Here is a 21,681-nt window from a genome sequence, read left to right on the forward strand (position 1 = left end):
AGCGCGCCGGGCAGCCGGCCGGGGAGGGGATGTGATGTCCAGACCAGCAAAAGCAATCGCGGCCGGCACACCAGATGACCTGGTGCGCCTGCGTGATGAGATCGCGATGACCGCACTGAACGCCATGATCATCTCCGGCGGCTGGGGTTACACCGATGCCCAAGGCAATCGCCATAACCACACAACCATGCCGCAGTACTCCGCAGCCGCTTACGACTTCGCGGACGCCATGCTCGTAGCCAGGGAGAAGCACTGATGGACACCAACAAGATGCCGGCAGAAATGGAAGCGCAGTTCGACGCTGCGTTTCGAGCCAAGTTTGGGTGCGGAATCGCCGAGGTTGTAGCCGCGCAGCATGAAGACAGCATGGCTCTTATGGGTGCAGCTATGTGGGCCTGGCAGGCCAGCCGCGAGGCCGTGGTGGTGGAGCTGCCGAGCCCAATGGATGCCCCACCGTATGCAAGCTATGAAGGCGGCTGGAACGATATGCGCGACGAGGCGGTAGATGGGATCGAAGAGCAGGGCCTGAAGGTAAAGGCTCGTGAGGTGAAGCCATGACCACCGCCTTTTTCCTGATCGTCTTGTACGCGGGCGCCAACGGGTATGCCCTGACTTCGGTTCCAATGGGGTCTTCGGATGAATGCCAGCAGGCCGCGACCAAGGCGAAGGCTGACCTGGAAGGAACCTTGACCACCGTTCGTACATCCTGTGTGAGGGCCAATCCATGACCATCGACAAAGAGAAGCTGAAGGCGCTGGCTGAGGCTGCAACACCTGGTCGCCATTACGATCGCCTTGAATCTGCTGGCGGAGGCATCAAGTACGAGTGCACTGGTGACGATGGCTCTCTGGTGCTCAAGGTTGACCACAAGAACAATGAGTTCGGCTTTGTGGGCGACCGTGGCGAGGCTGACGAGGCATTTTTCCTTGCATGCAGTCCGGCCACCATCCTGGCCCTGCTCGCGGAGATCGAGCACTTACAAGATCTTGTAGCCGAATGGCGGAGGTCTTCGCCAGTTCTGCCCAGCAGGGCCTGTGCAGCCATCATCGACCAGCTCAAGGCTGAGAACGAAGACTACAAGTCCGGGCAGGAGCGATATGAGCAGATCATTGAAGATCTCAAGGCAGAGTACGAGGCTCTGCGCAAGGCCTTGGGCGAAATCAGCGGCCAGGTTGACGGAAATATCAGATGCGCTGTCCGTGACGTAGTGAACTGCCGAGGCGATGTGCAGGACATCTACGGCTACTGCGACAACATTGACGAGATCATTGAGGCGGCCATGGCCAAGGAGGCGAACCATGGCTGACCGCATCAGCGTCAACAGCCAGGCCAAGCTCTCCGAGGCTGTGACCATGCTCACCCGCATGTTCCGCGACAAGAAGTTCGTCGTGGTCAGCATGCGCCCAGGCAAGGACCGTACCCTGGACCAGAACGCATTGTGGTTCGCCATGTACGACCGGATCGCCAAGAGCACCGAGATGGGCGACATCGAGGACGTGCGCCGGTACTGCAAGCTGCACTTCGGCGTGCCGATCATGCGTGCCGGTTGTGATGAGTTTCGCACCGGCTGGGCCGAGTCGTTCATCCACCTGCCGTATGAGGTGAAGCTGCGCCTGATGGGGCCGTGCGCGATGTTCGGTCCGGATGGCTTCCCGGTGACCCGGCTGTTCGATCGGGCGCAGGGCTGCCAGTACACCGACCGGATCGTGGCCGAGTTCGCGCCGCAGGGTGTGGTGTTCAGTGATCTGCTGAGCGAGGAAGCGGCATGAGACATCAATTCAAGGCGGGTGATCTCGCGTTGATCGTCGGCACCCTCACTGCATACGAGACGCTGGGCAGAACGGTGGAGTTGATTGAATACCTTGGCGATGACCGGGTGATTTTCCTGGAAGCTGGCGGCTGGGTAGACAACGTCGAGGAGAACCGTATCTGGCTCGTTCGGCTGACCGAGGGCCAGTACACCGACAAGCGCGGCGTGACGACCTCCGAAGGGCCATGCAGAGAGCAATTCCTCATGCCCCTGCGCGGCGACTTCGAGCCCGAGCAGCAGAAAGCCAAGGAGGCTGAGCCATGCGCATAGCCGAGATCAAGCCGAAGAAGTGCAAGGCTCCAGGTTGCGGCAAGCCCTTCAAACCGTCCATGACCACGCAGAAGGTGTGCAGCATCGCCTGTGCGAAGGCCATGGCCAAAGACCCGAAGCTGCAGAAGATCGCGGCCAAGGCCATCACCAAGCAGGCTCGCCAGGACTTGCAGGAGCGCCGGGAGAAGCTGAAGACCCGCCGCGAGCACATGGCCGAGGCGCAGACCGCGTTCAATGCATACATCCGCGAGCGCGACGCAGGCCTGCCGTGCATCAGCTGCGACTCGCTACCGAGCGATAACGATCTCATCACCGGCAGCCGCTGGGACGCCGGCCATTACCGGTCTGTGGGTGCCTGTCCGGAGCTGCGCTTCGAGCCGCTGAACGTCCACCGCCAGTGCGTGAAGTGCAACCGGAACCTGTCGGGTAACGCAGTCGAGTACCGCATCCGGTTGGTGAAGCGCATCGGCGCCGACCAGGTGGACTGGCTCGAAGGGCCTCATAAGCCCCAGCGCCTGACCATCGAGGACCTGCAGGCCATCAAGGCCCTGTACAGGCAGAAGCTCAAAGACCTGAGGAGGGCGGCAGCATGACACCAGCATGGGGATTCCTGATTTTGGCCACCCTCATGGTGGTGGGTGGTGTGGCGTTGTCCTGGGCTGGGGCGGTGCGCCGCAAGCGGTACTACGAAGAATTCATTTTGAGCAAGGCAAAGCGGGCAGGGGGTAAGCCATGAAGTACCAGAGCGTGTTGGCGGCAGTGGTGCGCGCCCTTGCGGCAGAGGCCATGAGCGGTGTTGGTGGCGGAGACTTCGAGCCGAAGGTCCAGGCTTCGAAGCTGAAGGGGGAGATCACTGGCAAGGATGCGGCGATGCTGGTTGACTGCTGGGTGCACGCCCGCCTGCACAGCAAGCTGATCCCGCGGCACTGGAATGCGCTGACGGCCAGGTTCTCGACCCACAAGGCCAAGAAGGTGGATGCGATCGGCAAGCTGGTACCGCTGATCGCCACGCAGGCGCCGAACCTGTTCCGGCACAAGGCGGTCACCGCCTGGGCCATCCCGCCTGTGAGGGGCGTGCAGGCGCAGTCGGGGCATGAGGTCGCCAGCCGGGCGGCCCGGGAGCGAGCAGAGTTCGACTCCCTCACCGCTGGCGTGGGCAAGCACCTGGATGGCGGCGAGATGCCCGAGGACGCCGGCCAGGCGCGCCGCGAGCAGTACGTGAAGCGCTCCACCGACATGATCGTGCTGCCGGCCGAGTTCTACGACATCAACACGTGGGACGGGCAGGGCCTGAACCGGACCACGTACTGGCGCTGGAAGAAGGCCATCGAGAAGGTGCTGGACGAGATGGTGGCCGAGGCGCTGGTTGCGTCTGGCAAGATACTTCAGGAGGAAGGCGTTTTGATGGCAGATGCCGCTTGACATCCGTGCAACGGTGCAACAAAATTCTTGCATCCTGTCATTCCTGCGCGTGTTGAGGAGTGGCACACCAAAACCCGGCCATCGTGCCGGGTTTTTTATTGCCCGAAGAGGGCCTCAAGAGTCCTGGCGGAACCCGCCGAGCGAGGTCGGATAGAAATTTTTTTTGTAACACGGAACGTTTTGATAGCACTATGATTCTGATAGGTTGCTAACTAAACAAACATGGAAGACCGTGATTATGAAAACCGTTCTAGCTGCTGCAGCCCTGTCCCTTGTCGCTGCGTCCGCCGGAGCAGCTGAGCTTTCCGGGGCGCTGGGCGCGACAAGTCAAGGTGGCATTACAGCGCGCGTAGGCGTTGGCTTTAACTGGGACAGAAGCTGGTTTGAGTCCAGCGCGGGCCGTCTAACCGGTTACTGGGATGCTGGGTATACCTATTGGGAGGCCGGAGATGCTTCCGGCGGCGCTCACTCGCTCTCATTCGCTCCTGTGTTCGTCTATGAGTTCGGTAGCGGCAATGTGAAGCCATTTGTTGAGGCGGGTATTGGCGTTGCGGTGTTTTCCGGCACCTCCGCGGGTGACCAGGACTTTGGTTCGGCCTTCAACTTCGAAGACCGCATCGGTGCGGGCTTGAAGATCGGCGAGACGCAGAAGGTTGGTATCCGAGCGATTCACTACTCCAACGCTGGCATTAAGCAGCCCAACGACGGTATCGAGTCATACTCGCTGTTCTACAGCCACCAGATTTAAAAAAGCACGATCCCTCTTTGCCCGCCCTGTGCGGGCTTTTTTGTGCCTAGGTAATCATACCGGCCGATGCCTGGCATAGAGCCTGTTGGCCATGTAACTGACTCTCTGTGTACCGTTTTTACTTGCCCGCGCCCTAATAAGGGTCTAAATCGGGTCATTTTTTAGGAACCACTCATGGCCGAACCAGCAAGCACGACTGCCGGCGTCCTGCTGGTGAAGTACGGCGTGATCATTGGCGGCTTCGCAGGAGCAATCCTCTCGCTGACCTTCCTGCGAGGCCTTACCCGGGGCCAGGCGGTCGCCGCCTTCTTCACCGGCTTCGCATCGGCAGTCTTCTGCACCCCGCTAGCCATCAGCTACTTCGGCCTTGGCACAAGCGGAGAAACCCAATACGGCGTGGCCTTCCTCATAGGCCTACTGGCAATGAACATCATCCCAGTCCTGAAGTCGGTGGTGAGTCAGTTCGGAGCCAAGGGGGCTACCTAATGAGCTCAACCCTGATTCAAGTCCTGATTGGCGCCAATGCCTTCCTGAGCGTGCTGGTGGTGATCGCTGCGTGCGACTACCTGCGCCGCATCCGCCCAATGGATCACCCGCTACTGGCCGTCGCGTTCTACCTGGTGGCCATCGGCGCCTTCGGCTCGTTCGTCCTGGCCATGAACGGTCATGTGCCCACCGTGTACGGCGTGATCCTCAAGCTCGGGATCGTCCTGTACGCGGTCGCTCGACGTGGCCATGTGTTTCAGCCGGGGTAGGGCGCCACAAATTCCCAATGCGCCGGTTCGTGCGTATCAGTCTGTGCGAAGCAAAGGGAATAGCTGCTCTGGATCGCGTGATTCGGCATTCATTTTCTCGCACGCAGCAGCAGCTTCAGACCGATTGATAAAGCCGCGTTTCAGGCGTTCTTTTTCCTGGTTGTCGTAAATGTCGAAGCCACCCGAAGTGGTGGCGGCATAGAACCGGTTACCGATTTGGAAGGACTCACCTTCGATAGGTACAGCCGGAACGATAACGAATCTTTGTTGCATTTTTCGAGCCTCCCCAGGCAGACAACTAAGTATTAGTACCGCAAAGGGAAGCCATCAACATGACTCATCGAGACGATTTGATGGCGGGCTGTGTCACTCGGATCCGCCACGAACTACCGGTCAGTAACGACATCAGGGCTGCTGTATCCGGCCTAGACGCCGCGCTGGCGGCTGCGATTGACGTTGCAAAGGCTGCCGGGCTTCCGCAAGGATTGATCGTCGGCCTGCTGCATGGCCATGCTCACGCTGAGACGCACAAGATGGTATGCAAGTGAGCGGAGCGATGGCCAGGCCCATGCCGCCGCCTGCATTGCTGGAGCTGACTGAGCTATCGATGCTCGGCACCAGGCTTCAGCCAGCGTCCGAGATTGGCGAATGGGTGCAGGCTGTGATCCTCAGTGAGGGTGGCGAACTGCATAACCCTGACCATGCACACCTGATCGACGCGCCGCTGCGTTTCCTGTGGGCGTCTGCCTGCTTCGAGAAGCAAGGTCGAACCGTGGTAGGCCAGGCCGAGGCTGTGATGTTTCGTGCTGGCGGGTGGCAGAAGGCCCGGCAAGAGCAACAGATGATCGACTGGTTCGGCGAGGTGCCGGGCTTCGTCATCACACTGGCTGCCGACTACTGCTCCCAGTGTTCCGACACCGAGTTCTGCGCCCTCATCGAACATGAGCTGTACCACATTGCCCAGAAGCTCGATCAGTACGGCGCGCCCAAGTTCACCCAGGACGGGTTGCCCAGCCTGACGCTGCGTGGACACGATGTGGAAGAGTTCGTCGGGGTGGTTCGCCGCTACGGCGCCGGGCATGACGTACAGCAGCTGATCGAAGCTGCAAGCCGGCCGCCTGAGGTGGCCAAGATCAACATTTCGAGGGCCTGCGGAACCTGTCTGCTCAAGTCTGCCTGACCCCTGACAGACCCACGACGGATGAAAACCTATGGCGGCCCTGAGCAACGAGGTGAAAGCCTTCATCGTTCAGGCCCTGGCCTGTTTCGATACCCCCTCGCAAGTCGCGGCAGCCGTCCGAGAAGAATTCGGCCTTGAGGTTACCCGGCAGAAGTGTGAGGCGCACGACCCGACCAAGCGTGCTGGGCGTGACCTGGCCAAGCGCTGGGTGACCCTTTTCGAAGACACTCGTAAGCGCTTCCGTGAGGAGACGGCTGAGATACCGATCGCCAACCGAGCGTTTCGGCTTCGTGTGCTGGGGCGGATGGCCGAGAAGGCCGAGAACATGAAGAACATTGCCCTGACGGCTCAGCTGCTGGAGCAGGCGGCCAAAGAGGTCGGTGATGTCTACGTGAACCGCCAGACCAAGAACGAGAATCCCCACGACAACGTTCCGCCTACTCGGGTGCAGGTTGATGTGGTGGATGCGAGGAAGCCTGATGCCGTCGTTGAACGTTCCGCAGGCTAGCTTCCTCCGCATGGAGAACAAGTTCCGCGGCTTCGTCGCCGGGTTCGGCTCGGGTAAGACCTGGGTAGGCTGCGCAGCGCTGTGCAAGCACGTATGGGAGTGGCCCCGGATCGACTCCGGCTACTTTGCTCCGACGTACCCGCAGATCCGCGACATCTTCTTCCCGACCATCGAGGAGGTCGCCTTCGACTGGGGCCTGAAGGTCAAGACGAAGGAGAGCGACAAAGAGGTCGAGTTCTACAGCGGCGGCCAGTACCGCAGCACGACCATCTGCCGCTCGATGGAGAAGCCGCAGACCATCGTGGGCTTCAAGATCGGGCACGCTCTGGTCGACGAGCTCGACGTTCTGCCCGCGCTGAAGGCTGAGCACGCCTGGCGCAAGATCATTGCCCGGATGCGTTACAACGTGCCCGGGCTGAAGAACGGCGTGGATGTGACGACTACCCCCGAGGGGTTCAAGTTCGTCTACCAGCAGTTCGTGAAGCAGCTGCGGGAGAAACCTGCCCTCCAGGGCATGTACGGCCTGGTGCAGGCCAGCACGTTCGACAACGAGCTGAACCTGCCGCCCGACTACATCCCGTCGCTGATGGAGTCGTACCCGGCCCAGCTGATCCTGGCCTACCTGAACGGCCAGTTCGTCAACCTGAACTCCGGGTCGATCTACCACGCCTACGACCGGAAGCTGAATTCCTGCTTCGACACCGTAGAGCCTGGAGAGCCCCTGTTCATCGGCATGGACTTCAACGTCGGAAAGATGGCGGCGATCGTCCATGTCAAACGGCCGGACGGCAAGCCCAGGGCAGTGGATGAGCTGATCGACGGCTTTGATACCCCGGACATGATCCGGCGCATCAAAGAGCGCTACTGGCGGCACAACGGCAGGGACTACGAGAAGACCTGTGAGATCAGGATCTATCCCGACGCCTCGGGCGGATCGCGAAAGTCGGTGAACGCTAGCGAGACGGACATCGCCATCCTGCGCCAGGCCGGGTTCAGCGTCATCGCGCCCGATGCCAACCCGCCAGTGAAGGACAGGATCAACGCCATGAACGCGATGTTCTGCAACGCGAATGGCGAGCGGCGTTATCTGATCAACCCGCTGCGCTGCCCGACCTATGCAGACGGCCTGGAGCAGCAGGTATGGGCAGCCAATGGCGAGCCTGACAAGAAATCTGGCGTGGACCACGCGAACGACGCGGGTGGCTACTTCATCCACCACGACTACCCAATTGAGCGACCGGTCTTCACGACCCAATCCCTGAGAATGTGACCATGAGCGATAACCCGAGCATCACGCTGCCCGCTGTCGACGCGATGCGCGCCTACTGGGCCGTGATCTCGCCGCTCATGGGCGGGACGATGGCGATGCGCGCAGCGGGCAAGACCCTGCTACCGCAGTACCCAGCCGAAGACGACGAGGCCTACAAAGAGCGCCTGCGCCTATCGACCCTGTTGCCGGCGTACTCCGAGACCGTGGGCAACATGACCTCCCGCGTGTTCGCTGAGCCGCTGCAGGTGGGCGACGATGTGCCAGAGGCCATTGTCGAGATGACCAAGGACATCGATCACGCCGGCAACGATCTCAACTCCTGGGCAGTGGGCTTCTTCACCGAGGGGCTGAGCCACGGCTTGTGCCATGCCTTCGTCGATCACCCGCCAGCCGGAGAGCTCAAGACCCAGGCCGACGAGCAGGCCGCCGGTGTGCGCCCCTACGTTGTGATGGTGAGGCCTGAGCAGGTGCTGGGTTGGCGCTCCAAGGGCGGCGTGCTGACCATGATCCGCTACATCGAGGTGGTCGAGGAGGAGGATGGGGAGTTCGGCGCCAAGTGCGTCGAGCAAATTCGCGTGCTGGAGCCTGGCTCTTGGCGAACCTATCGCAGGTCGGCCAAGGCCGTACGGGGCAAGCAGGCCGCAGCCGGCGGTACCTGGGAGCTGCACGAGGAAGGCACCAATAGCCTGACCGCGATTCCATGGGTCACCTTTTACACCGGCCGCACCGGCTTCATGACGGCCAAGCCGCCGCTGATTGAGTTGGCGCACCTGAACGTGAAGCATTGGCAAAGCCAGAGCGACCAAGACAACATCCTGCACGTTATCCGCGTCCCGATTCTGGTGCGCATCGGCATCCAGACCCAGTACGACAACCAAGGGAAGGTGATCCCACCAGAGTTCAAGGTTGGCACCGGCCAGCTGACCGATCTGCCCAAGGACGGTGACCTCAAATACGTTGAGCACACCGGAAAGGCCGTCGAGTCAGGCCGCACCGCGCTGCAGGACCTGATCAACGAGATGCGCATGGCCGGGGCCAAGCTGCTGACGCCGGACAAGACGGCCACCAAGACCGCCACCCAGGCGGAGGAGGAGGCGGCGCAGGAGTTGTCCCCGCTCGCGCGCATGGCGCACCACTTCGCCGACTGCCTGGCGCAGCTGCTCCAGTTCATGGCCGATTATCGCGGCTTGGGCGATGGCGGAACCGTAGAGATGCGCGGCAATTTCGACGTCGACTACATGCCGGAGGTGTCGCTGCCGACGCTGGTCACCATGGCGAACGCCGGGATGATCAGCAAGGAGACGCTATTCACCGAGATGCAGCGGCGCGGCGTGATCAGCGACGAATACGACTGGGAAGAGGAACTGGCGAAGATTGAGGCCCAGGGCCCGGCACTCGGTACGCTGTGATGAAGACGGCCAACGAGAAGCTGCTGGATGAGCTGATCGGCCATGAGGTTGACCTGTCCAGGCTGAGCAACAGCCAGGTCGTGGCGATCATCAGGATCCTGAACAATTCTGACCCTGAGCTGCGGGCAGCGCTCATTGCTGCCATCGACAGCCTGGATGCCGGCGCGTCCGTTGCAGCGATCGATGCCGCTCTGGCGCCCGTGCTGCGGATCAATCAATCGACGTTCTTTAGCCTGCAGCAGGCGCTCACAGGCGTCATCGACGGCGTGGCCAGCTACGAGATTGCCTTTCAGGCCGCTGCGCTTACAGCGGCTGTTCCTGAGCTTGTGCAGGCGCGATTCCCGGTTGCCGTGGCACAGTTCAGTCAGGTACGCGCCATTGCGCTGGCAAGGCCCTTCCAGGGGCGGCTGCTCAGCGAGTGGATGGCCGGCATTGAGGCTGACCGTGCTGCGTCGATCCGCGATGCAGTGCGGTCTGGCGTGCTTGAAGGCCGAACGACACCGGAGATCGTCAGGCAGATCATGGGTACCAAGGCGGAGAAGTACGCTGACGGCATCCTGCAGAGGTCTCGCCGGGAGGTGGAGGCGGTTGTCCGGTCTGCAGTGTCCAGCACAGCAGAGACGGCCAGCGACAAGGCATTCGAGGCCAACAGCGACATCATCAGCCATGTTGAGTGGCTGAGCACGCTGGATAACCGGACATCGACGACCTGCCGAATCCGTGACCGCCTGCCGTACACGCTGGGCACGTACCGACCGATCGGGCACAAGGTGCCGTGGCTAGCCGGCCCTGGCCGAATCCACTTCTGCTGCCGCTCGACCAAACTGCCGATCCTCAAAAGCGCCATAGCGCTGGGGATCAGCGACGCCGCGACCCGGGCAAGCATGGACGGGCAGGTGCCGCAGCAGACCACGTACGCTCAATGGCTTGCACGCCAGCCTGCCGCCCGCCAGGACGAAATCCTCGGCCCGGAGCGGGGGAAGCTGCTGCGCCAGGACAAGCTGAAGCTGCAGGACTTCTACAACGACATGGGCAAGTTCCTGACGCTCGATGAGCTGCGGGATCGGCTGTTGTAGCCCGCGCCACAAAACACCAAAGCGCCATTTCGTGGCGCGCAATTGCAAAGCCTCGCCCAGTGCGGGGCTTTTTCATGCCTGCGGTTCGGATGGACGGGGCGACCTGGGGCCGGATGGCTCACCAACAGGCCGGATGGCCCAGAGAGACGAAATGAAACTCAAGACTGTTGAAGTGGATGGCAAGCAGTACGCAGTTATCGAAGATGGCAAGCCCGTCTACACCGATGACGACGGCAAGGACGTCGCTTTCGATGCAGTTGGCACTCGCAACACCATCACCCGGCTGAATGCCGAGGCGAAGTCGCACCGTGAGCGCGCGGACAGCTTCGAGAAAACTGCGAAGGCGTTCGAAGGCATCGAAGATGCTGCGGCCGCCAAGAAAGCCCTGGAGATCGTTGCCAACCTCGACGCCAAGAAGCTGGTGGATGCCGGCGAAATCGAGAAGGTGAAGGGCGAAATCAGCAAGGCCTTCCAAACCCAGCTGGATGAAGCTAACGGCAAGGCGCAGACCTTCGAGCAGCAGCTGTACGCCGAGAAGATCGGCGGCAGCTTCGCGCGCTCCCAGTTCATCGCCGAGAAGATGGCTGTTCCCGCTGACATGGTCCAGGCCGCCTTCGGCAGCAACTTCAAGATCGAGGAAGGCAAGGTCGTCGCGTACGACGCCCAGGGCCAGAAGATCTTCAGCCGCGCTCGCCCGGGCGAACTGGCCGACTTCAACGAAGCGCTCGAAACCCTCGTCTCGCAGTACCCCCATCGCGACCACATCCTGAAGAGCTCCGGCGCCAATGGCGGCGGCGCGCCGAACGGCGGTGGCCAGCACAAAACCACGAAGGGCAACTTCGGTGGTACCAAGGCTGAACGTCTTGAAGCCATCAAGGGCCTGACCGCAAGCGAATAAGGAGGCCCAATGGCCCTTTCGAACATGAAGGTATTCAACGAATACCTCAAGCGCACCACCATCGAGACCCTGGCTCAGGATGTCGAGAAGTTCAACGCATCCTCGGCCGGCGCCATCCGCCTGACAACCCAGGGCATCGACGGCGACTTCCTGCAGGAATCGTTCTGGGCCGGACTGCACGGCGCCCAGCGTCGCGTCGACCGCTACGCCGCCAACGGCGCCCAGGCGTCCACCCCGCTGGCCCAGAAGCAGTACGACTCGGTGAAGATCGCCGGCGGCTTCGGCCCGATCCTGTGGGAGCCTTCCCAGCTCTCCTGGATCCAGAAGAACCCGGAAGAAGCGCTGGAAGTGATCAGCCGGAACCTGTCCGAAGCCATCATGGCGGACCAGCTGAACACCGCCATCTCGGCCCTGGCCGGCGCCATTGGCAACCAGCCGACCGCCACCAACGACGTTTCGGCGACTGCTGGCGTGACCTACGTCGCGATCAACAACGCCCACGCGCTGTTCGGTGACGCTTCCCAGCGCCTGGTGGCCCAGGTCATGACCGGTGCCATGTACCACAAGCTGGTCGGCCAGAACCTCGCCAACGCCGAGCGTCTGTTCCAGTTCTCCGGCGTGCAGGTGGTCGACATCCTCGGCAAAGCCGTGATCATCACCGACGCCCCTGCGCTGTACGAGGCCGGCACCCCGAACAAGCAGAAGGTGCTCAGCCTGGCCGACGGCGCAGCGGTGGTGATGGATGGCTCCGACCTGATCACCAACATCGAGACCTCCAACGGCAAGGAGCGTATCGAGACCACCATGCAGGCCGACTACACCTTCGGCCTGGGCCTCAAGGGCTACACCTGGGACACCGCCAACGGCGGCAAGTCGCCGACCAACGCCGAGCTGTCCACCGGCACCAACTGGGATCTGGTGGCGAACAGCATCAAGGCCTCGGCCGGCGTACTGACCATCGGCGACGCCACCAAGTAACCGGTACCGCGCCCTCCGGGGCGCATTCCCCAGGAGATCGCCATGAGCGAGAAAGTGATTTACGAGAAGCACCCGGTCAGCCCTGAGCGTAAAGCCGAACTGCGGCAGAAGGGGTACAAGATTATCGATGCGCGTTTCGCGCCCGATGGCTACGAGCACCCGGAGCCCCTGAAGGAAGCCAAAGGCTCGAAGGCTGGCAAGTCCGCTGCCGACAAGAAGGCTGCCGAAGAAGTCGAGCTGAAGGCAAAGCTGCAGGCCTCCCTGATCGAAAAGGGCGTGCAATTCAGCCCTGACGCCAGCCTGGAAGACCTCAAGAAGCTGCTGGACGAGGCCGCGTAATGACCATCTACGTCACCGTCGAGCAGGTAGACGCCCTGCTTGGGCCGACCTGGGCGCCCGACGACCAGAAGGCCCGGGCGGTGCTGATGGCCAACACCTGGATTACCAATCTCGGCCTGCCTGAGTTCGATCCGGTACCGGACGACGTCATCCAGGCCGGAGCCGAGATTGCCCGAGAGGCTGCGGCAGGGAACATCTACGGCAGCAAGGAGACCGGCGTGCTGAGCAAGTCGGTCAACGCTGACGGGGTTTCCAGCAGCAAAACCTACTCCGAATCCTCCCGAACCATCAGCGCTGGTGAGTCGTTCGCCCTGGCGTTGCTGGCGCATTACCTGAACAGCAGCGGCCAGACCAAGATCGTGAGGGGCTGATATGGGACTTCGCGATGAACTGCAGGCCGACCTGGCCCAGGCGTTCAATACGGACCTGGCCGACGCGGTGCTTACTTTCGCGGGCGAGTACATGGGGCCTGGCGTTTGGGATCCGGTCAGTGAGACCACAACCGCCCAGCCAGTGACATATGCGGGCCGTGGCGTGCTGTCCCGCTACGAAGATAGCCGGATCGACAACGTGAACATCCTGGTCGGCGACCTGCGCCTCACCGCGCTTGCCAACGAGGTCACCGATACCCCGGATGTTGGGCACAAGATCACCGCTCCCGATCTGATGGACCGGTCCAAGCAGGTGGTCTACCTGGTCAAGTCGGTGCGCGCAGACCCGGCTTCGGCCACCTACCGAATGCAGCTGAGGAAGTAGCCATGGCCAAGAGCAGGGGATGGAGCACACCGCCAAGCCTGTTCACCGGCCTGGTCGAAGAGGCCCTGGCGCATCGTGTGCGCGTCATTGCCCTGGCCATGCTCAACGAAATCGTTCTGCGGTCGCCGGTCGACACTGGGAGGTTCCGTGGCAACAACATCGTCAGCGTTGGCGCGCCTGTGTATACCAGCAGCGTCAATGTCGACCCTACCGGCTCGGAGACCATCCAGCAGGGCGTCAGGGTGATGACCGGGCTTGAGCCTTACACGCAGGTGTTCATTCAGAACAACCTTCCATACGCGGTTCCGCTTGAGGATGGGCACTCCCAGCAGGCGCCCGCTGGCATCTACGCGGTGTCGTTCAACAGCGTCTCGCAGGCCTACTCATGACCTTCGAACAGATCCGGGCCATTGTCATTGGCCGCATGCAGCAGTGGGCGGGCATTCCCGCATCAGCTGTCGACTACCCGAACAACCCGCAGGGGCCGTTCGACCCGTCCGGCAAACCCATCTGGGCCAGGCTGGCGGACGTTCCAGGCCTGTCCAGCGCGCCAGAGGTCGGCATCGGCCCATGCGTTCGGCGGACCGGCATCATCATGGTTCAGCTGTTCGTGCCCAGTAACAAGGGCACCCTGGCCATCACCAAGGCCGCCGACACGCTGGTCCAGCACTTCGAGTTCTACAGCGACCCGACCGGGCCATTCGAGTGCTACGCGGCCTCGGCCAGCACCATTGGCGATGACGGGCACGGCTGGTATCAGGTCAACGTTTCTATTCCCTATCGCGCCTACTGAGAGTCAAGCATGTCCAAGACAACCGTGGAGCTGCACCGCAGCTTGATCCGCGCGGCCAAGGCTGCGCTTGCCGCCTGGGAGCGCTGGCTTTCGGCAAAGGAGGGTGGCGATGCAAGTTCGAATTGATGGAAAGCTCGTGGAGCGCACCAGCTACTTCGTCCGTGATGACGACCGCGGGCCTTTCGGCAGCGCTACACGTGAAGAGCCTGATCTGCTTAACGGGGAGCAGGCCGTTTGGGCGCTTGGCGACCCGATCCCAACAATCATCAGGGTGGGAAACCATGAGTGAAAGCATGACCATCGACCAAGTGCGCGAAGAGCGCCGCGTGCTGGCCGAGCAGATTCATGGCGCGATCAAGGCCTTCAACGAAAAGACGGGGCTCAGCGTCGAGTACGTCAACCTCCAGTACGTCGACCTCACCACATTCGGCGAGGTAAGCCGCCAGGTCCTGACCTCTGTCGAGGTCGAACTGAACATCTGAACAACCTGAACCACCGGGCACGCTGACCAGACACGCCGAAAGGCCCCTCTGATCGCCACGCCTCCCCGGATCACTACGATCTAAGGAGGCACCGATGAGTTCGGGCGCTAAGGTCCAGCTGGCCTGGATCAAAGAAGTAACCCCCGGCGTTACCCCGGCCGGCGACTGGAACGTGCTGACGCGAATCAGCAACGGCCTGATGCCGACCTTCAACTCGGAAGAGAACAACGAAATCGGCTTCACCCGCATGTCGCAGGGCACGGCCCAGACCACCGTGGACGTTGGTGGCGATATCGAAACCAAGTGGCGCTTCGGTGCGCTGGACGGGTTCATGGCCTCCTGCTTCGGCAAGGCCTGGGCCAGCAACCAGCTCACCATGGGCGACGACCGTATCACCTTCTCGATCGCCTCCTACGCGACCGACATCGGCGTGTCGGCCATCGCCCGCGGCGTGCAAGTCGCCACCATGAACTTCGACTTCCCTGGCGACAACGAGGTCACGGTCACTACGACCATGGCCGCGCGCGCCTGGGATGACAAGGGCGACAACACCTCGTTCATCATCAACGCCCAGCCAGAGGTCAGCCAGCGCCGGTTCAGCTTCAAGGACATCAGCGGCCTGAAGATCAACGGCGTCCAGGTGGGTGAAGACAACGCCTGCGTCGACAGCTTCAACCTGCAGTTCGACAACGCCGTGCAAACCCAGCGCTGCATCGGCAACGGCAACCCGTACCCTGGCAACATCATCGCCACCACCTTCACCCCGTCCGGCGCGATCACCATCAGCTGGTCGAAAATGGCCTACGAGCTGTGGAAGGCCCAGAAAACCAACGACGCGATCAGCCTGGAATTCACCATTGGCAATGCCGACGGCGGTTACCGGTTCCTGATCCCAGAGATGGAGATCACCGCTGACTGGCCGGATGGCGGCTCGACCGACATCATTCAGGTCGAGCTGAACTACACCGCTCGCCGCGTGGCGCCGACCATCACCCGCCTGCCGGCGCCGATCGTTGTGGCTGCCGTGGATGTCACTCCGGCCACCTTGAGCCTGGAAGTAGGCGATACCGGAGACCTCGAAGTCGTGGTCACCCCGGCCGGTGCCAGCCAGCAGGTCACCTGGACCAGTTCCGCCCCAGCCATCGCCAGCGTGAGCGAGACCGGCCTTGTCACCGGCCTGGCCGTGGGCACCGCCACCATCACCGCGACCAGCGCCGCAGACGGCACCAAGACCGACACCTGCGCTGTCACCGTCACCGCTTAAACCTTTGCCCGACGCGCCCTGCGGTGTGCGTCGGGCCTTTTACCGCAGAGGAATACCATGGGCATCACCATTGCAAAGAAGCCTGAGCTGGACATCAATGGCGAGCGTTGGGTGCACTTCAAGGTTGGCCCGGACGGCCTGGCCATGAAATGCGAGAAGGGTCCGGACACTGCCGCGATCCTGGTCGCGTCCATCGCCAACCCGATCTACAAGTCGCACCAAGCCGTGATCCGCCGGCACCTCGCCGCGCTGAACCAGCAGGCCGGGGTTGGCACCGCTGGCTTCACCATCGACTCCATCCCCGACGTCGAGCTCGAAACCGACGACGACCTGTTCATCGACCTGGCTACCAAGCACCTGATCAAGGACTGGCAGGGCATCGACGTCGAGGAGCGCCCGGGCGAGCCCGCCAAGTACACCCCGCAGCTGTGCAAGGCCCTGATCGAGCAGCTGCCCAGCATCTACTTCCTGGCCCTGCGCACCGCCCTGGACATCGCCAAACGCATCGAGGAGCAGGCCCAGGCCACCGCGGAAAAGCAGTAGCGGCATATCGCTGGGGCAGGGACTGGGCCGGGCCGGAGAACGAGAAGAAGCGCTGGAAGCATGAGCGCCTCGGGCTGAAGGCCCAAGAGCCGCCCGAGATCGACGATGTGGTCGCCGAGATCCTTGAGGCCTACGGCCACATAGGTCGGTCCCGGCAATACGTCGGCATGGTCGGCGCGCCGGCACCGATTGCACCATCTGCGGTCACCGAGTACCTGGACCGCTACCCATCGGTGATATGCCGCGAAGAGTTCGACACCGCCATCTGCGCCCTGGACGACGAGTTCCGGAGGCGGTGGGATGAGCAGCAGGAGCAGGAGCGGCAGAAGAGCGCCAAGCGTTGAAGGCCATGTCTCCACTGGATTGTGATAAATTCAGCACAAATCAGGGAGATTTGATATGAACGATGGCTCAAGCCCGCTTGCGGGACTATTTCTGCTCGCGGCTTCCTTCGCGATTTACTTCCTTCCAACCTTTATTGCTGCGAAGCGAGGCCACCCCAATGGCACCTCGATCTTCCTGTTGGATTTGTTCTTGGGGTGGACCGGCATTGGCTGGCTGGCAGCTCTGATCTGGTCTGCATCTGCAATCCGTAAAGAATCAGCTCCGAGTCAGCCAGCCAAAACCGATGCATACGGAAAACTTGAGCGTCTCGCTGCCCTGAAAGACAAAGGGCATATCACGCCAGAAGAGTACGAGCGAGAGAAAGCCAAGCTGCTCAACAGCTGATAACGAATCATCCAAGAACCCGCCTAGTGCGGGTTTTTTTATGCCCGGAGAAAGACATGGCGCAGGAATCAAGGCTTGCGATAACGATCGATTCCCGTAGCGCCAAGAGGAACGCTGACGATCTGACGGCTTCGCTGGAGAAAATGGAGCGCGCTGGCGATGGTGCAGCTTCAACGACCGAAGGGCTTTCGTCCAGCCTAGACGAGCAGAGAAAGGAACTGTCCCAACTGCTCGGTCAGATCAATCCGACCGTGGCGGCTCTTGGACGCCTGGATGACATGCAGGAGAAGCTGGCCAAGTTCAAGAAATCCGGCGTTGTCGAGAGTGACACCTTCGTGGAGTACACCAATCGCATCAACACGATGCGCGAGGCTCTGGGCGACACATCGGACGGCATGAACAGGGCTGGCATGTCCGCTAAGGCCTACCAGGCGGCCCTGCGCGGCCTACCTGCGCAGTTCACTGATATCGCGGTAAGCCTCCAGGCCGGCCAGGCACCCCTTACTGTATTCCTGCAGCAGGGTGGTCAGCTCAAGGATATGTTCGGCGGGGTTGGGCCCGCAGCAAAGGCAATGGGTGGGTACATCCTTGATCTGATCAATCCGCTCACGGTAGCCGCCGCAGCTGCTGCAACGCTTGGGGTGGTCTTCTACGACGTTGAGAAGCAGATCAGCGCATTCAACGCATCCCTGTTCCAGGGCGGGGCGAACTCCGGTCAGACAGTTGAATCACTGGCCGAGATTGCGAAGTCTGCTGCCAGCCTAACGGGCAGCCTATCTAGCGCGAAAGATGCAGTTACCGCCCTAGCCGCGGCTGGCCGTACGAGCGAAATCCAGTTCAGGAACCTTGCCCAGGCCGCAACGGCGGTGAGCAAGTTCACCGGGCAAAGTGCGGCGGACGTCGGAAAGGCCTTCGGCGACCTTGGCGACAATGCCACCAAGGCTGCTCAGAAGATCAGTTCGGAATATGGTCTGCTAACCGCAGCGCAGTATGAGGTCATCCGTGGACTTGACGAGCAAGGCAAGCGCCAACAGGCGCTGGACACCCTGAGCGAGTCGCTGAACAAGAATGCCCAAGAACGGCTCCGGCGATATCGGGAATCCCTGTCGGAGATTGAGCGCGACTGGCAGGACATCGGAACGGCTATCAGCAACGCCTACAGCCAAGTGAAGGGTGAGCTCTTCCCTGATGACGCCAAGCAGATGGAGATTGCTCAGCGCATTCTGGACACCCGCAAGGAAGGCGGTTTCGTTGGAGCACTATCCAACCTGTTCAGCTTCGGTGACAACACCAATCAGGCGCTGCGCGAGCAGATCAAACTGATCACCGAGCGGCGCGGAGCGGCAGCCGCTGCTGCCAAGGCTGAGGCAGAGATCACCACGCGAGAGCAGATCCGGATAGAAACGTCCAAGCAGCTTGCGGACTTGGCGAAATCTGCAAGGACGCAGACGCAGAAGCTGCAGGACGACCTAAAGGACCTGGACAAGACAAAGGCAGAGTCCATAAAAAACGGTGGGTTTGGCGCGAAGGAAGAGGCCGACTACGCCAAGGCCCGCAAGAACATCGAGCAGGAAATCGCGGACATCAAAACCCGCGAGGCGAAGAAGAACGCACCGAAGAACGTCAACCGTGGCGTGGCTGAGGCAGAAAACACCTTCGCGCGTCTGTATGGCCAGTACGACCCAGCAGCCCAGGCCGCCCGGGCGCTTACCAAAGAGCAAACCCAGCTCGATCTGGCGCTGAGCAAGGGCAAGATTACCCAGGAGGAGTACAGCAAGGCGCTGGCCCAGGCCTCGATCAACTACGCGGCGGCACTGAAGGGTGCACAAGGCCTGACCGCCGTCGAGCAGTACCGTGCCCAGCTGCAGCGCCAGCTGGTGAACGAGCAGGCACAGTACCAGCTTGATGCCGCCAGTATCGGCATGGGCGACCTGCAGGCGTCGCGCATGCAGCAGCGGCTCAATCTGGAGATGCAGACCAACGACCGCCTGCTGCAACTGCAGACCGAGCTGGCCAACGCCACGGACGAGAAGCAGCGGCAGGCGCTCCAAGGCCAGATCGATGCCATCAACGAGTTCCTGCCTCAGCAGCTTGCAGCGATGCAGGCCGGATGGGCGCAGATCGACCAGGCCATGCTCAACCCGATCAACGGGTGGACGGCCGCGGTGCAGAACTTCGGTAACCAGGCGCGCGACATCGCCGGGCAAACCGAGTCGATCTTCTCCAGCGCGTTCAACAACATCTCCACCGACATCACCGACGCGATCATGTCCGGGCAGTTGTCCTTCAGCAACCTGGGTGACATCGCCGGGAACGTGGTTCGCGACATCCTCGCGGGCTTCGTGAAGATGGGCGTGCAGATGGCGCTGAATGCTGCGCTGAACGCCACTCTCGGCACCGCTGCGGCCGGCCAGAGCATGATCCTGGCTGGTACCACGGCCACGGCCTGGGCGCCGGCGGCGGCAATGGCATCCCTGGCAACTCTGGGCGCCAACTCCGTTCCTGCAGCGGCCGCACTGACCTCGACCACGGCTCTGGCGTCCAGCCTGGCCGTGATCCCTGGCTTCGCCACCGGTGGGTACGTGTCCGGCGCCGGTACCGGCACCTCCGACAGCATCATGGCCCGCCTGAGCGATGGCGAATTCGTGGTGAATGCCGCGGCCACCAAGCGCAACCGGGCGCTGCTGGAGGCGATCAACTCGAACGAGCGGGTATCGGTTGCATCGGGCGGAAGCTCGCCTGTAGCGGCCTCTGGCGGGCAGATGCAAGTCGCACCGGCGCAGCAGAACGTGGTCATCCACAACTACAGCACCAGCCAGGTCCAGACCAGGCAGAGCTCCAACGGAGATCTTGAGGTGATCATCCAAGCAGTCGAGGACCACCTTTCCAACCAAATCGCTACAGGCTATGGTCAGTTCGTAGATGCCGGCGAAGGCGCATATGGCTGGAAAAGACAAGGTGCATGATGAGCGAGATTGAGTTCGACAAGGAAAAGTTCGGCGAAGAGATGTCCCGCTTTCTCTGCGGTTACTTCGGCGTGGGCGAGCTTCACGGCGAGGTGCCGATGCATGAGGTTCGGGCGAAACTCGACATGGTAGGGAAGATGCTCGGCAGGTCATTGGCCGTGTGCCTGCACGATGGGCCTGTCGAGGCTGACATCGCCTTCGCCATCCGAGCTAGCGAAAAGCACTGGAGGGAGCGGTGCCTGGAGTCGGCCGGGCGCTTGTGCGGACCGGGCGGCGTTCTCCGTGAAAAGTGGAGTGAAGGTAAATAGCCAATCCATAGCGGAAATACGAAAGGCCTCCAAGTGAGGCCTTTTTTTATGGGCATGGTTTGACGGAGTAGGGCATGAGCACCAGCGAAACCGAGACGGATGAAGACGAAGGGCTCGTCTCTTCCCCAGAGTTACCAGCCCAGCCTGATGAGAAAGAGCTTCTGCTCCAAAGGCGGCTCGCTCGCATCGAGGAGGCGCTGGGCCTCAGCCCGCTCACCTAAACGCAAACCTCAGCTGAGGAACGGCAATGATTCAATACCCGGCAGAATTGCCACTTCCGCTGCAGGATGGCTATGGCTACACGACCGTTGACCCGATGCGATCGACGCCGATGGTCACCGGGCGCCGCCGATACCGGAAGGTGCATAGCTATGTGCCGTCTGAGTTGACGTTCAACTTCGTGTTTGAAGAGGATGAGGCGGCATTCTTCGAGGCGTGGTATGCGCGAACGCTGAATGATGGGCTTGAGTGGTTCGAGATGCCGCTCCAGCTGCCCTCCGGCTTCACGACCTACCAGATCCACTTCATCGGCATCTACGGGAAAGTTGAGCTGACCCAGGTGAAGCGCTGGCGGTACTCCATCAACGCCGAATTGAAGCAGCGTCCGCTGATTCCCGAAGGCTGGGAGCAGTTCCCCGAGTACTGGTTCAACAAAAACATCATCGATGTGGCGATAAACGTGGAGTGGCCTGAAGCATGAGCCTGATCGAGGAGTGTTACGCCTCGGGCAGGGGCGAACTGGTCGACACCATCGAGGCCAGGAAGGAAGGCGGCACCGTCTCCCACCTGTACTGCTCGGGCTGGGAGGACCGGGTGTGCACCACCGAGGACGGCCGCACGCTGACCTTCATCGCGATGGCCATGGACCTTGCCCTTCCCAAGAACGACAACAGCGCGTTCCAGAACCTGGTGCTCGGTCTGGACAACGTGACCGGCGAGGTGCAGGAAGTCGTGGAGGAGGCCAAGGCGGCCGACGACCGCTTCATCATCACCTTCCGTCGCTACCTGGCCGAAGACCTGACGTTCCCGCAAGAGCGGTACCGGATGACGCTGCTCAGCCGGGAGTATGAGGACGACGTCGCCAAGCTCACCGCAGGCTTCTTCGATCTGCTCAACACCAACGGTCTCCGCACCATCCTGACCACATCCCTGGCACCCGGCCTGAAGTACATCTGAC

At 61.6% G+C, this 21,681-nt stretch carries 37 protein-coding genes; 36 read left to right on the forward strand and 1 reads right to left on the reverse strand.

What is annotated here, in order from left to right:
- Positions 1 to 34: 34 nt before the first annotated feature.
- The 12 genes from NY023_RS12900 (at position 35) to NY023_RS12955 (ending at position 5,005) form a co-directional block, all read left to right on the forward strand.
- Entirely contained in the window at positions 35 to 256 is a 222-nt protein-coding gene (locus NY023_RS12900) for a hypothetical protein (protein ID WP_044047012.1), read from the forward strand.
- Entirely contained in the window at positions 256 to 558 is a 303-nt protein-coding gene (locus NY023_RS12905) for a hypothetical protein (RefSeq protein WP_044047013.1), read from the forward strand. Before NY023_RS12900 ends, NY023_RS12905 begins: the two co-directional genes overlap by 1 nt.
- Positions 555 to 728 carry a hypothetical protein gene (locus tag NY023_RS12910; protein WP_158308189.1) on the forward strand — a complete coding sequence of 58 codons (174 nt, stop codon included), beginning with the start codon at positions 555 to 557 and terminating at the stop codon, positions 726 to 728. Before NY023_RS12905 ends, NY023_RS12910 begins: the two co-directional genes overlap by 4 nt.
- Complete coding sequence (locus tag NY023_RS12915; RefSeq protein ID WP_013972399.1) at positions 725 to 1,306, forward strand: ead/Ea22-like family protein; 582 nt, start codon at positions 725 to 727, stop codon at positions 1,304 to 1,306. Before NY023_RS12910 ends, NY023_RS12915 begins: the two co-directional genes overlap by 4 nt.
- Positions 1,299 to 1,769, forward strand: coding sequence for a hypothetical protein (locus NY023_RS12920; protein ID WP_013972400.1), 471 nt, complete (start codon positions 1,299 to 1,301; stop codon positions 1,767 to 1,769). The genes NY023_RS12915 and NY023_RS12920 overlap by 8 nt, the downstream gene beginning before the upstream one ends.
- Positions 1,766 to 2,080 carry a hypothetical protein gene (locus NY023_RS12925; RefSeq protein ID WP_044047014.1) on the forward strand — a complete coding sequence of 105 codons (315 nt, stop codon included), beginning with the start codon at positions 1,766 to 1,768 and terminating at the stop codon, positions 2,078 to 2,080. Before NY023_RS12920 ends, NY023_RS12925 begins: the two co-directional genes overlap by 4 nt.
- Positions 2,071 to 2,673 carry a recombination protein NinG gene (locus NY023_RS12930; protein WP_013972402.1) on the forward strand — a complete coding sequence of 201 codons (603 nt, stop codon included), beginning with the start codon at positions 2,071 to 2,073 and terminating at the stop codon, positions 2,671 to 2,673. Before NY023_RS12925 ends, NY023_RS12930 begins: the two co-directional genes overlap by 10 nt.
- Complete coding sequence (locus NY023_RS12935; protein ID WP_193384132.1) at positions 2,670 to 2,816, forward strand: hypothetical protein; 147 nt, start codon at positions 2,670 to 2,672, stop codon at positions 2,814 to 2,816. Before NY023_RS12930 ends, NY023_RS12935 begins: the two co-directional genes overlap by 4 nt.
- Positions 2,813 to 3,502: a hypothetical protein gene (locus tag NY023_RS12940; RefSeq protein WP_013972404.1), complete on the forward strand. Its 690-nt coding sequence runs from the start codon at positions 2,813 to 2,815 to the stop codon at positions 3,500 to 3,502. The genes NY023_RS12935 and NY023_RS12940 overlap by 4 nt, the downstream gene beginning before the upstream one ends.
- A 238-nt stretch (positions 3,503 to 3,740) precedes the next feature.
- Positions 3,741 to 4,250, forward strand: a complete 510-nt coding sequence (locus NY023_RS12945) for an acyloxyacyl hydrolase (protein ID WP_044047015.1) — start codon at positions 3,741 to 3,743, stop codon at positions 4,248 to 4,250.
- Positions 4,251 to 4,424: 174 nt separating this feature from the next.
- A complete protein-coding gene (locus NY023_RS12950) occupies positions 4,425 to 4,736 on the forward strand; it encodes a hypothetical protein (protein ID WP_013972406.1) in 312 nt (103 codons plus the stop codon).
- On the forward strand, positions 4,736 to 5,005 hold the full coding sequence (locus NY023_RS12955) for a hypothetical protein (RefSeq protein WP_013972407.1): 270 nt from the start codon (positions 4,736 to 4,738) through the stop codon (positions 5,003 to 5,005). Before NY023_RS12950 ends, NY023_RS12955 begins: the two co-directional genes overlap by 1 nt.
- Positions 5,006 to 5,041: 36 nt before the next feature.
- On the opposite strand, the gene NY023_RS12960 is transcribed toward NY023_RS12955, so the two are convergent.
- Complete coding sequence (locus tag NY023_RS12960) at positions 5,042 to 5,278, reverse strand: hypothetical protein (protein WP_013972408.1); 237 nt, start codon at positions 5,276 to 5,278, stop codon at positions 5,042 to 5,044.
- 59 nt (positions 5,279 to 5,337) lie between these two features.
- Between NY023_RS12960 and NY023_RS12965 the strand changes: the two genes are divergently transcribed.
- The 24 genes from NY023_RS12965 (at position 5,338) to NY023_RS13080 (ending at position 21,680) form a co-directional block, all read left to right on the forward strand.
- On the forward strand, positions 5,338 to 5,553 hold the full coding sequence (locus tag NY023_RS12965; protein ID WP_013972409.1) for a hypothetical protein: 216 nt from the start codon (positions 5,338 to 5,340) through the stop codon (positions 5,551 to 5,553).
- 8 nt (positions 5,554 to 5,561) lie between these two features.
- On the forward strand, positions 5,562 to 6,185 hold the full coding sequence (locus NY023_RS12970; protein WP_013972410.1) for a putative metallopeptidase: 624 nt from the start codon (positions 5,562 to 5,564) through the stop codon (positions 6,183 to 6,185).
- Positions 6,186 to 6,216: 31 nt separating this feature from the next.
- Positions 6,217 to 6,693, forward strand: a complete 477-nt coding sequence (locus NY023_RS12975) for a DUF2280 domain-containing protein (RefSeq protein WP_013972411.1) — start codon at positions 6,217 to 6,219, stop codon at positions 6,691 to 6,693.
- Positions 6,665 to 7,963, forward strand: a complete 1,299-nt coding sequence (locus NY023_RS12980; protein WP_044047016.1) for a terminase large subunit domain-containing protein — start codon at positions 6,665 to 6,667, stop codon at positions 7,961 to 7,963. The genes NY023_RS12975 and NY023_RS12980 overlap by 29 nt, the downstream gene beginning before the upstream one ends.
- Before the next feature lie 2 nt (positions 7,964 to 7,965).
- Positions 7,966 to 9,372 carry a DUF4055 domain-containing protein gene (locus tag NY023_RS12985; protein ID WP_044047017.1) on the forward strand — a complete coding sequence of 469 codons (1,407 nt, stop codon included), beginning with the start codon at positions 7,966 to 7,968 and terminating at the stop codon, positions 9,370 to 9,372.
- On the forward strand, positions 9,372 to 10,448 hold the full coding sequence (locus tag NY023_RS12990) for a hypothetical protein (RefSeq protein ID WP_013972414.1): 1,077 nt from the start codon (positions 9,372 to 9,374) through the stop codon (positions 10,446 to 10,448). Before NY023_RS12985 ends, NY023_RS12990 begins: the two co-directional genes overlap by 1 nt.
- A 151-nt stretch (positions 10,449 to 10,599) precedes the next feature.
- Positions 10,600 to 11,346 carry a DUF6651 domain-containing protein gene (locus NY023_RS12995; protein ID WP_013972415.1) on the forward strand — a complete coding sequence of 249 codons (747 nt, stop codon included), beginning with the start codon at positions 10,600 to 10,602 and terminating at the stop codon, positions 11,344 to 11,346.
- Positions 11,347 to 11,355: 9 nt separating this feature from the next.
- On the forward strand, positions 11,356 to 12,324 hold the full coding sequence (locus NY023_RS13000) for a major capsid protein (protein ID WP_013972416.1): 969 nt from the start codon (positions 11,356 to 11,358) through the stop codon (positions 12,322 to 12,324).
- Between the two features lie 42 nt (positions 12,325 to 12,366).
- Entirely contained in the window at positions 12,367 to 12,663 is a 297-nt protein-coding gene (locus tag NY023_RS13005; protein WP_013972417.1) for a hypothetical protein, read from the forward strand.
- A complete protein-coding gene (locus tag NY023_RS13010) occupies positions 12,663 to 13,034 on the forward strand; it encodes a hypothetical protein (RefSeq protein WP_013972418.1) in 372 nt (123 codons plus the stop codon). The genes NY023_RS13005 and NY023_RS13010 overlap by 1 nt, the downstream gene beginning before the upstream one ends.
- 1 nt (position 13,035) lies before the next feature.
- Positions 13,036 to 13,419 carry a hypothetical protein gene (locus NY023_RS13015; protein WP_013972419.1) on the forward strand — a complete coding sequence of 128 codons (384 nt, stop codon included), beginning with the start codon at positions 13,036 to 13,038 and terminating at the stop codon, positions 13,417 to 13,419.
- A 2-nt stretch (positions 13,420 to 13,421) separates the two neighbouring features.
- On the forward strand, positions 13,422 to 13,808 hold the full coding sequence (locus NY023_RS13020) for a hypothetical protein (protein WP_013972420.1): 387 nt from the start codon (positions 13,422 to 13,424) through the stop codon (positions 13,806 to 13,808).
- Entirely contained in the window at positions 13,805 to 14,212 is a 408-nt protein-coding gene (locus NY023_RS13025) for a phage tail terminator-like protein (RefSeq protein WP_013972421.1), read from the forward strand. The genes NY023_RS13020 and NY023_RS13025 overlap by 4 nt, the downstream gene beginning before the upstream one ends.
- Before the next feature lie 109 nt (positions 14,213 to 14,321).
- A complete protein-coding gene (locus tag NY023_RS13030) occupies positions 14,322 to 14,501 on the forward strand; it encodes a hypothetical protein (RefSeq protein ID WP_042930044.1) in 180 nt (59 codons plus the stop codon).
- Between the two features lie 4 nt (positions 14,502 to 14,505).
- Positions 14,506 to 14,694: a hypothetical protein gene (locus NY023_RS13035; RefSeq protein ID WP_042930042.1), complete on the forward strand. Its 189-nt coding sequence runs from the start codon at positions 14,506 to 14,508 to the stop codon at positions 14,692 to 14,694.
- A 94-nt stretch (positions 14,695 to 14,788) separates the two neighbouring features.
- Positions 14,789 to 15,958, forward strand: coding sequence for a phage tail tube protein (locus tag NY023_RS13040; protein ID WP_013972422.1), 1,170 nt, complete (start codon positions 14,789 to 14,791; stop codon positions 15,956 to 15,958).
- 57 nt (positions 15,959 to 16,015) lie between these two features.
- A complete protein-coding gene (locus NY023_RS13045; protein ID WP_013972423.1) occupies positions 16,016 to 16,501 on the forward strand; it encodes a hypothetical protein in 486 nt (161 codons plus the stop codon).
- 167 nt (positions 16,502 to 16,668) lie between these two features.
- Positions 16,669 to 16,845, forward strand: a complete 177-nt coding sequence (locus NY023_RS13050; RefSeq protein WP_013972424.1) for a hypothetical protein — start codon at positions 16,669 to 16,671, stop codon at positions 16,843 to 16,845.
- Positions 16,846 to 16,900: 55 nt separating this feature from the next.
- A complete protein-coding gene (locus NY023_RS13055) occupies positions 16,901 to 17,230 on the forward strand; it encodes a superinfection immunity protein (RefSeq protein WP_044047019.1) in 330 nt (109 codons plus the stop codon).
- A 56-nt stretch (positions 17,231 to 17,286) separates the two neighbouring features.
- Complete coding sequence (locus NY023_RS13060; RefSeq protein ID WP_044047020.1) at positions 17,287 to 20,196, forward strand: phage tail length tape measure family protein; 2,910 nt, start codon at positions 17,287 to 17,289, stop codon at positions 20,194 to 20,196.
- Positions 20,193 to 20,504 (forward strand): hypothetical protein, encoded by a 312-nt coding sequence (locus NY023_RS13065; RefSeq protein WP_044047021.1) that lies wholly within the window; start codon positions 20,193 to 20,195, stop codon positions 20,502 to 20,504. Before NY023_RS13060 ends, NY023_RS13065 begins: the two co-directional genes overlap by 4 nt.
- A 74-nt stretch (positions 20,505 to 20,578) precedes the next feature.
- Positions 20,579 to 20,725 carry a hypothetical protein gene (locus tag NY023_RS13070; RefSeq protein WP_172402806.1) on the forward strand — a complete coding sequence of 49 codons (147 nt, stop codon included), beginning with the start codon at positions 20,579 to 20,581 and terminating at the stop codon, positions 20,723 to 20,725.
- A 26-nt stretch (positions 20,726 to 20,751) separates the two neighbouring features.
- Complete coding sequence (locus tag NY023_RS13075) at positions 20,752 to 21,204, forward strand: hypothetical protein (protein WP_044047022.1); 453 nt, start codon at positions 20,752 to 20,754, stop codon at positions 21,202 to 21,204.
- Positions 21,201 to 21,680 carry a DUF1833 family protein gene (locus tag NY023_RS13080; protein ID WP_013972428.1) on the forward strand — a complete coding sequence of 160 codons (480 nt, stop codon included), beginning with the start codon at positions 21,201 to 21,203 and terminating at the stop codon, positions 21,678 to 21,680. Before NY023_RS13075 ends, NY023_RS13080 begins: the two co-directional genes overlap by 4 nt.
- Position 21,681: the final 1 nt, after the last annotated feature.

The organism is Pseudomonas sp. NBB, from assembly GCF_032701105.1.
GTDB classification, from domain to species: domain Bacteria; phylum Pseudomonadota; class Gammaproteobacteria; order Pseudomonadales; family Pseudomonadaceae; genus Aquipseudomonas; species Aquipseudomonas asiatica.